General features: G+C 42.4%; 10 protein-coding genes. 5 read left to right on the top strand and 5 right to left on the bottom strand.

Going from position 1 to position 8,955, the window contains the following annotated elements:
- Window positions 1-97 precede the first annotated feature (97 nt).
- The 4 genes from PI95_RS33590 to infC form a co-directional block, all read right to left on the bottom strand.
- A complete protein-coding gene (locus PI95_RS33590; RefSeq protein ID WP_039747335.1) occupies window positions 98-538 on the bottom strand; it encodes a Crp/Fnr family transcriptional regulator in 441 nt (146 codons plus the stop codon).
- Window positions 528-3,560 (bottom strand): hypothetical protein, encoded by a 3,033-nt coding sequence (locus tag PI95_RS33585; RefSeq protein ID WP_039747336.1) that lies wholly within the window; start codon window positions 3,558-3,560, stop codon window positions 528-530. The genes PI95_RS33590 and PI95_RS33585 overlap by 11 nt, the downstream gene beginning before the upstream one ends.
- A complete protein-coding gene (locus PI95_RS33580; protein ID WP_163519432.1) occupies window positions 3,523-3,720 on the bottom strand; it encodes a hypothetical protein in 198 nt (65 codons plus the stop codon). Before PI95_RS33580 ends, PI95_RS33585 begins: the two co-directional genes overlap by 38 nt.
- Before the next feature lie 149 nt (window positions 3,721-3,869).
- Window positions 3,870-4,406, bottom strand: a complete 537-nt coding sequence (gene infC / locus PI95_RS33575; protein WP_038296281.1) for a translation initiation factor IF-3 — start codon at window positions 4,404-4,406, stop codon at window positions 3,870-3,872.
- 332 nt (window positions 4,407-4,738) lie between these two features.
- Between infC and PI95_RS33570 the strand changes: the two genes are divergently transcribed.
- Window positions 4,739-5,719, top strand: coding sequence for an alpha/beta fold hydrolase (locus PI95_RS33570; protein WP_163519431.1), 981 nt, complete (start codon window positions 4,739-4,741; stop codon window positions 5,717-5,719).
- A 74-nt stretch (window positions 5,720-5,793) separates the two neighbouring features.
- Here the strand turns inward: PI95_RS33570 and PI95_RS33565 are convergent, their stop codons facing one another.
- Window positions 5,794-6,159 (bottom strand): BON domain-containing protein, encoded by a 366-nt coding sequence (locus tag PI95_RS33565; RefSeq protein ID WP_039747338.1) that lies wholly within the window; start codon window positions 6,157-6,159, stop codon window positions 5,794-5,796.
- A gap of 415 nt (window positions 6,160-6,574) precedes the next feature.
- Between PI95_RS33565 and PI95_RS33560 the strand changes: the two genes are divergently transcribed.
- The 4 genes from PI95_RS33560 to PI95_RS37690 form a co-directional block, all read left to right on the top strand.
- A complete protein-coding gene (locus tag PI95_RS33560; protein WP_039747339.1) occupies window positions 6,575-7,840 on the top strand; it encodes an RNA-guided endonuclease InsQ/TnpB family protein in 1,266 nt (421 codons plus the stop codon).
- A gap of 51 nt (window positions 7,841-7,891) precedes the next feature.
- Complete coding sequence (gene ilvN, locus PI95_RS33555; RefSeq protein WP_039747340.1) at window positions 7,892-8,410, top strand: acetolactate synthase small subunit; 519 nt, start codon at window positions 7,892-7,894, stop codon at window positions 8,408-8,410.
- A 60-nt stretch (window positions 8,411-8,470) separates the two neighbouring features.
- The gene (locus tag PI95_RS33550) at window positions 8,471-8,875 is read left to right on the top strand and encodes a phytanoyl-CoA dioxygenase family protein (RefSeq protein ID WP_163519430.1); all 405 of its coding nucleotides are present in this window, start codon (window positions 8,471-8,473) and stop codon (window positions 8,873-8,875) included.
- Between the two features lie 22 nt (window positions 8,876-8,897).
- Window positions 8,898-8,955: transposase-like zinc-binding domain-containing protein (locus tag PI95_RS37690; RefSeq protein ID WP_444881584.1), on the top strand; the 58-nt coding region annotated here is incomplete at its 3' end.

The raw sequence follows: 8,955 nt of genomic DNA, 5'->3' as shown, positions 1-8,955 counted from the left end.
TAGACAAAAATGGACAGGCTTGTTTTAAAGATCCTCAACACGATAGCGAGTCACAAAGGATGAAGCCTGTCCATTTTTGTCCGGGTTCAGTCCAAGGCTAATTTTTCAGGGCGATCGCATTGATTTTCTGGTTAAGTTCTCGAATGCGACAAGATAGTTCACGAATAATATTTACAGCTATTTCTGGAGTTTCTTCAATCGCGTCGTATAGTTGCTCTTGCGTTAGTTCTAAACATTCACAAGGTTCTAAAGTAGTTGCGGAGGCAGAACGAGGTTCGGTATCAAATACTGCCATTTCGCCAAAGTATTTTCCCTTAGGGACTTCTGCCAGAAGTTTATCACCGATATGAACTTTAACTTTACCGGAAACAACAATGTAAAGCGATCGCCCTTCTTCTCCCTGTTTAAAAATGCCATAATTAGCTGGAAACGAAAGTTCATCCATCACCGAAGCCAATCTAACAATAAAATCATCCCGCAGTTTCTCAAAAATCGGGACTTGACGAACAAATAATAAACGGTCAACGCTAGTTAGCATAATTATTTTCAATCAACTTTTTAACTTGAGCAATTACTAGAGGGTGTGGATCGTTTTTTAACTGAGGTAGAAGTTCTAAAAGGACGCGGGGTGAAACTACACTTAAATACGCGATCGCTGCTTCTCGCACAAATCCGGTAGGATGACGCAAAGTTGCGATAATTTCCGGAATTGTCAATCGAATACAAGCAACTTGGGCAAAATGAAAACAGCAAGCCAAGCACCAATCGGAAAGTAAATTTCCCAAGCTGATCAATCTGCGAGTGCGATCGCTTAATAACATTTGTTGATATTCAGCCATTCCTTTAGACACCAAATGCTGTAGTTTTTCTTCAGGCGATCGCCGATCAAAAATATTCACCAACACAGATTTACTCGGCAAATTGACTGTATGCTCTAAAATTTCTAACCCCCGTGCTAAGTTTACCGCTGATTGAGACCGAAGATTAAACGCCGCTGCCTGAACATTGTCCTGAGAGTAAAGCAGTTTCAGCAACATCAGCAATCGCTCTTTCACATCAATTTCTAATTCTAAAAGTGCGTGTTCCATCAACGATAGTATAGTAATTACTCTTTCACTTTTTGGTGATTTTTCCAGAGTATTTTGTATTTTAAAATCTATATAAGCGGCGTAGACTTCGCCTTGAGTTTTAAAATCTATATAAGCAGCGTAAATTTCCGCTAAAAAGGTTAATTCCTGCTCAATTAACCTTTCAACTTTACTTTGATGTAACGCATCCACTAAACTGACAATTCCTTCTTGTTTATGCCTTTTAAGTAAAATGTTAAGGATATGATCTCTACTTGTACCCCGAAATATTTCTAATTGCTCCCATAAAATATCCATTGCTTCCAGGGTGGGAATTTGACCAATAGTGCGCCAAGCGTACATTCGCACTACATCCGGTTTATAAATATTAGTAGCAAGGCTCAACAACATCGGTAAAGCTTCGTTTTCTAATTGCACTAAGGCAAGCATTGCTGTATTGCGAGTTGATTTATAGCAAAGCCCTGCTAATAATGCTGAATAATATTCCTCTAATTGGTTTGCGACAATCATTTCTAATACAGCACGACGCACCCGTAAAGAGTCATCTTGCAATAAATTGGGAATGTGAATTCGCAGCGCTTGTAAATAAACAGATCCTCTTAATACTTTGACTCCATTCATCCGTTCAAGTTCAAGTTTGTGAGTCAGCATTTTTCGCAGAGTATGCATTGCTGCTACTTTTTGCATTGGTGTTCCTTGACGTAACAGCAAGGCAGCAGCAGTACCTCGGATAAGTGAATTTTCTTGCGGGTGCAGATACTCTTCTAATTTCCCTAAATCTGGATTTTGTTCAGCTAGCCAAATGTAGCGTAAGCTAAGAGCAAAAACTTCTGGGGTAATTTCTTGACGCTGTGCTAATAAAGTGCGAATTTCAGGTAAATAAGCTGCATTTGCACCTGCATTCAGCATCACCTCCAAACTCGACTTCTGTAAATCTGGGGATAGCTTCACTAACAAGGATGCTAAAACTTCTGCGGCGCCTTGAAGGTCAAATTGAGATAAAAGTTCAATGCAAGAGCGTTTATCTGTTTCTGTGCCTTTTTCTGCTAAAGTTTTTACTACCACCTGCTTGAATAGTGGCAAATCTATATTTGAAGCACTAATTTGACCTTGTTCTGCACTTGAGACTAACAGTTCAACATAGCCTTTTTGCAGCAACCAAATTACACCAAGACAAATCACACCAGCGATCGCTGTTAAGAGCAATAACACTAAATCGTGTCCGGTCATAGGCATAAACCGCGTACACAGCCACAAAGTAACTAAAATCACTACACCTGCCGTCCCAGCACCAAACGCTTCCGCAACCCCACCGGAAAATGTTTGTACTCGGCTACGAATTTTCGCGGGTATTGGTTGAAACAGCAATGGTCCGCTACTAGCGACAAAGGTATAGCGCAGAAGTTCGTCTAGAAACTTGATAATCACTAAACCCCAGAAAAAGTTTTCCCCTTGCATCACCACAAATAAACCGAGTATCGGAATAATTATTGGTATCAAAACTGTTACGCTAGCTGGTAATGTGGCAACGGCAACAAACACCCCAGAACGTTCAAGCAATCGGCTGGAGATAAACCACTGCATAATCAATTCGCACAGTCCGGTAATTCCACCAAATATCCCTAGAAAGCTGGCGATTTGTTTGTCGTTATAATTTAACTTCAGTTGAGTGAGATACTGAAAGTCGATTAAAACCCCCATGACTTGCAGCAACGCAAAAAACGCAAACAACAGCAATGCATAGCGCTTCACAGGACCTGTGAGACGGCTTCTTGTAGAACGTGATGCTGTGGGAATCAGTCGTTGTGGAGCATTGGGAAAAGCTTGACGGTAGTTGTGAGTGAGATACCAGAGAATTAGAGTTCCCAAAACGATGAACCCAGCAGCGAAGGGAACGATGACGTTATGCAATCCGACAAATAGCAGCAGTAAAGGTAAACTAAAACCACTGAGGACATCAGCAACTAAAATACCACTGCTGATTAATGGGTAGGTGCGCTTAATCTCGCGAATATTAAATAGTTGATTGGCAGCGATTGAGGTATTGAGGTCATTGACAATGTAAAAGGCATCTACCCACAAGCGCAGTAGAAATATGCTAATGACTTGAAACGGTGAAACTTGCAAACCAAAAGGTAGTAAAATTAGTGGCACGACCATAAAAGGTGCGATCGCCACAATTACCAAGCGCAAGGGAAAAATCTTTTGCAGCCAAGAATAAAAAAAAACCAGTATAGAACCAAGCGCTGCACTAGCAATATAAATCCAAGGCAGGGACTTTGCGCCATATTGATCTAAAAAAAGCGCTACCGTACTATCCTCAGACCAGCGCAATCCTATAGATGTAATTGTATAAAAAGCAAACATTAACAATGTGCGATCGCTCTCCTCCGGTCGGAGATTCACCCACTTGAGCAATCGCAGCAGAACACCTTTATTTTTCGCAACAAAAGAGAGATTTTTTAGTTCCATGCAAGTTGTATTTTCTAGGGAGTGGGGAGTGGGGAGTAGGGAGTAGGGAGGATGGGGGAGATGGGGAGATGGGAGACAAGGGAGACAAGGGAGAGGGAGGAGACAAGGAAGACGAAAAGACAAACTCTCCCTGCCCCCTGCCCCCTGCCCCACTCCCCATTCCCCAAAAATGGCAAAAGTCCTGAGCAACTGAGTATTATCTTTCCCACTCAGCGTTCAGGACTATCGTTTGTTAATTTATTTAAACGACCTATAAGTCGATTTTATTTATGTTTTAGAGAAAAAGTCTTCTCTAAAACAATCGGATCGTTATTTCTTAGGCGATATGAGCATCATCATATTTCGCCCTTCTTTTTTGGGCATTTGCTGTACCTCACCAAATGGCTCTAAGTCAGTAGCCATTCGCTTGAGCAAAGTTTCTGCTAGGTCGCTGTGTTGAATTTCCCGACCTCGGAACATCACAGTGGCTTTGACTTTATCACCATCTTTCAAAAAGCGCTCTGCTTGCTTGACACGCACGTTGTAGTCATGTTCTTCTATCTTGTAGCGCATCTTCACTTCTTTGACATCAGCGGTGTGCTGCTTTTTCCGGGCTTCCCGCGCCTTCTTCTCCTGCTCAAATTTGTATTTACCATAGTCCATAATCCGACAAACCGGGGGGTCAGCCTTGTCACTGAGTAGCACCAGATCAAGCTCTTTTTCTTCTGCTAGTTGCAGTGCTTCCTGAGGAGTGATAATTCCTAGTTGGGCGCCATCAGTATCAATGACCCGAATTTTCGGGAAGCGAATTCTTTCGTTAATTTGAGGCAGATCGCGAGTTCTTTTTTTCTCAATCACAGGCGTCATGTATGATTTTTGGGGGCTGTTTGGTTGTAAAGAATTGGACTTGGTGTTGAGTTGTACGCCTCAACAAGCAATAAGCGCGATCGCGCTTCTTGAGGACTGAAACTCAAAAAATAAGCTATAGTTCTATGGTAGCTAATCCATAAAGTAGTTTATTGGTTGTGGTATATGTCATTCTACTCACTGTGAGAGAATTTCTGCCCAATAGTTAATCTAAATTACACAACAGTTATAAACTTTAACTATTGTAACATTTTTGTCAATTAATTTATATTGTTATTTTTCAGTATATTTTCATGTAAATATCACAATCAGCTGATAAATTGGAGGTAAGTGTGACCGCTCAGGTACACTGGCAGCAAAGAGTTGGTAATCAAAGAGACTGGGTTTGGCGGGGTAGGCAAATCCGCTATACGTATATTCGCCCTACCGAAAATAACCACTCAGACACACCTTTAATTTTGCTGCATGGATTTGGCGCTTCAATTGGTCATTGGCGACACAATTTAGAAGTGTTAGGCTCGCGCCATACAGTATATGCTTTAGATATGCTGGGTTTTGGCGCTTCGGAAAAAGCACCTGTGAATTACAGCGTCGAACTATGGGCAGAGCAAGTTTACGATTTTTGGAAAGCATTTATCCGTCAACCAGTGGTATTAATCGGTAATTCCAATGGTTCGCTGATTTCGTTAGCGATCGCTGCCGCTCATTCAGAAATGGTGCAAGGAATCGTTATGATGAGTTTACCCGATCCGTCATTAGAGCAAGAAGCGATCCCGGCTTTCCTCAGATCGGCAGTCATGACAATCAAAAAGCTTGTCGCTTCCCCGTTAATCCTCAAACCGATATTTCACTTTGTCCGGCAGCCTAGTATTTTGCGTCGTTGGGCAAGTATAGCCTATGCTAACCCAGAAGCGATCACCGATGAACTGATAGAAATTTTAGCAGGTCCGCCTCAAGACCGGGGTTCGGCGCGTGCTTTTAGTGCTTTATTTAAAGCAGCGATCGGTGTTAACTTTAGTCCTAATGTCAAGACAGTGTTACCAACCTTAACAATTCCCATGTTGTTAATTTGGGGACAAAAAGACCGATTTGTTCCCCCAGTACTTGCGAATCGATTTACTCAGTACAACGATAAATTGCAACTGTTAAACCTAGAAGATGTGGGTCATTGTCCCCATGACGAATGTCCAGAACGAGTCAACCAAGCTATTTTAGATTGGATTGAGACATGTAGTGAGCCAGCGCGGTCTTGGTCCTGCAGTGCGGTGGACGGGTTCCCCGGCATAAAGCACCTGCCGTGGTTTCCCCCATGAGCGACTTCAGAACCCGAAGGGTAAGCACGAAGAGTGCTATTCAAGCAGAGGACTAAAGTCCTCACTACGAGTTGCTAACCAATTGTCACTTGAGTAGTATCAACACCAGTAGCACCACTAACCGATCGCGCTACAGAAACCATTTTGTTTAAAATATCTTGGCTGGGAACTTTGCCTTTTAAGACTACAGTTCCGCTAGTTTGAGCAACCCAGAGTGTATCAACATCATCGAGTTGGGCATCTTGATCGAACGCTAAAGCAACCCGCTTTGCCAAACCACTTTGATCGTACTCTCCATTCAACCCTACGCGCTCTGGGGGAATTGATTGAGTAGCAGCTGGAGCAGCAGTACTAACAGCTTGTGGTACTGGCTGCGGCTCAGGATTTACTTCTGCATTTTGGGGTTTTTCCATGCCAAAAAGTCTTTTTAACCAACCCATAAACGCTTTTCTCCTATTAAAAATTCATGACAATTTGAGTATAAAAGCTGTCACAGAAAATCGACATCTACCTATGAAAAGAGAATAATCTAGTTGGCGGTATGATTTCCGCAAAACTTCCCAAAAAAACTGTACAAAATACATGTCTTTGGTTTAGAATGAAAGATTAGACGAAAAATTTAGTAGTTACGTATAACGTAAGATAGCAGATGATGTCTGCGTTACCTTGATGTCGGCAGAAGGCTCCCACCTGATTGCCCAAGGCAATAAAACCGAACAGATGAATGCCGACCAATAATCAATAGACCACAGCGACTAGCGCGGATGGGACTTCATCGCGTTCACGAAGTGTAGCGAAGCGTTAGCATCCTTAGAAAATATATACTCATTTTCTAAAGTATGATATTGTATTTGTATGATAACACTGACCTACGAGTACAAATTAGCTCCCACGCTTGAACAAATACAGGTTTTTGACCGATGGTTGTCAATCTGTCGTTCGATGTGGAATTTTGCATTAAGAGAACGCAAAGACTGGGCTAACTCTAGGAAGTGCGATATCAATGCTTGTAGTATCGTCTCGGAATATATAATTCCACCGGATACCAAGCGACCTACCTATGCTAGTCAGTGCAAAGCACTAACCGCAGCCAAGAAAGAATATCCCCACCTGAAAATAGTTCATTCGCAAGTGTTGCAACAAGTTCTAAAGCAACTTGAAACAGCATTTGTGTCGATGTGGTCAAGAGGGTTTGGGTTTCCCCGTTTTAAGAAGAAGATGCGTTCATTTGTATTTCCGCAAATGAATGAAAAAGATATAGTAGGGGATATCATTAAACTGCCTAGTATTGGTATGGTCAAGATGCATTTATCTCGTCCGATACCTGACGGGTTTTCCTTAAAACAGGCTCGGATTGTTAAACGTGCATCTGGTTATTACGTGATGCTTTCATTGCAATGCGACGTGAATGTACCTGATATACCTCCTCATGGGGAACCATTAGGAATTGATGTCGGATTGCTCGCTTTTGTTGCTACATCGTCAGGGGAATTGGTTGAAAGACCTCGTTTCTTCGTGGATACCCAGAGTAAGCTGAAATTGCTACAAAGACGGTTAAAACGTAAGAAAAAAGGTAGTAAGAATTGGCGCAAGCTCAACCAAAAAATAGCTCTATTGCACGAACATATTTCCAATTCAAGGAAGGACTGGCATTTTCAACTTAGCCATCATCTCTGTAATCAAGCAGGGATGATTTTTGCTCTTGACTTAAACCTAAAAGCAATGTCGAGAGGAATGCTATGTAAGCATACCTTGGATGCTGGTTTCGGTCAGTTTCTAAATATTTTGAGTTGGGTATGTTGTCAGCGCGACGTGTACTTTGCCAGAGTCGATTGCAATGGCACATCTCAAACCTGTCCGATGTGTGATACTCACACTCCAAAAGATTTAAGTGTCTCTTTACACGATTGTGTTTGTGGATATCGAACCGATAGGGATGTAGCAGCAGCCCAAGTAGTGAAAAAGCGAGGACTTTTAAGCCTGGACGCCGATGGACAAGCGGTGTTTCAAAACGTCTGTGGAGACGGTCTGGCGGGGATAGAAATATCTAGTCAAGAGTCAAAGAAGCAGAAAACCCAGACTGTGAAGTTTGGAATCCCCCGCCTGACCTCGAAGAGGTAGGCGGCGGGAGGATGTCAAAAAAATGTCGCCCTAGCCAAAACAGCCGCGAAGATGAAACACACTCTTTCTGTTCTTGTAGAAGATGAAGCGGGAGTTCTTTCCCGAATTTCTAGTTTATTTGCCCGTCGCGGTTTTAATATTGAAAGCCTTGCCGTAGGTCCTGCCGAGCAGGGAGGAGTCTCGCGGATTACAATGGTTGTACCAGGTGACGATCGCGTAATCGAGCAACTCACCAAGCAATTATACAAGCTAGTGAATGTCCTCAAGGTGCAAGACATTACCGAGACTCCTTGTGTAGAGCGAGAATTGATGCTGTTGAAGGTAAATGCAAATAGCAACAACCGTGGAGAAATTATCGAATTATCTCAGATTTTTCGCTCGCGAGTCGTAGATGTGGCAGAAGATTCCCTAACTTTGGAAGTTGTGGGCGATCCAGGTAAAATAGTAGCGATCGTGCAAGTGTTGCAAAAATTTGGTTTAAAGGAAATAGCCAGAACAGGCAAAATTGCTTTAATTCGCGAGTCAGGTGTTAATACAGAATTGCTCAAGTCTTTGGAAGCAAAAGTTTAGATAATGGTAATTGGGCATGGGGCATGGGGCATTGGGAATTGGGAAAAAGGTAATTGGTAATTGGTAGTTCCCCATTACCCATTACCCATTACCCATGCCCTATTCCCCATGCCCGATGCCCAACATCTAAACCAAGAACTGCTAGCGCTTTTACCAACTGCTGAAGATGTTGCTTTTTATGAGGAACACGGGTGGTATATCTCTCAAAAAGTGCTTGCTGAGGAAATTATTGATGAGGCAATTAAAGGTAGTGAAAGATACTACCGAGGACAGCGAGATACACTACTTTCTATCAGCAGCGGTTATAGCGATTGGCAGCCTAAAGATGGGTACGATGTTATTCGTAATAACGAATTTGTTTCTTGGCAAAACAAGCAATTGCGCTTTTTGGCATTGCAACCAATCATCGGTGCGATCGCTTCACGATTAGCCAAAACTAAGCAAATTCGGGCGTTGCATAATTGAAGTATGAATTCAAGCGATCGTTATGCAATGTCCAAGGTGTGAATCAACTCATATTCGTAAGAATGGTAAAAAGGCAAGTA

Origin of the sequence: Hassallia byssoidea VB512170 (genome assembly GCF_000817785.2) — a bacterium.
In the GTDB taxonomy this organism is placed as follows: domain Bacteria; phylum Cyanobacteriota; class Cyanobacteriia; order Cyanobacteriales; family Nostocaceae; genus Hassallia; species Hassallia carrinoi.
Note: the sequence above shows the minus strand (reverse complement) of the source record. Positions and strands in the feature narration are given on the sequence as shown.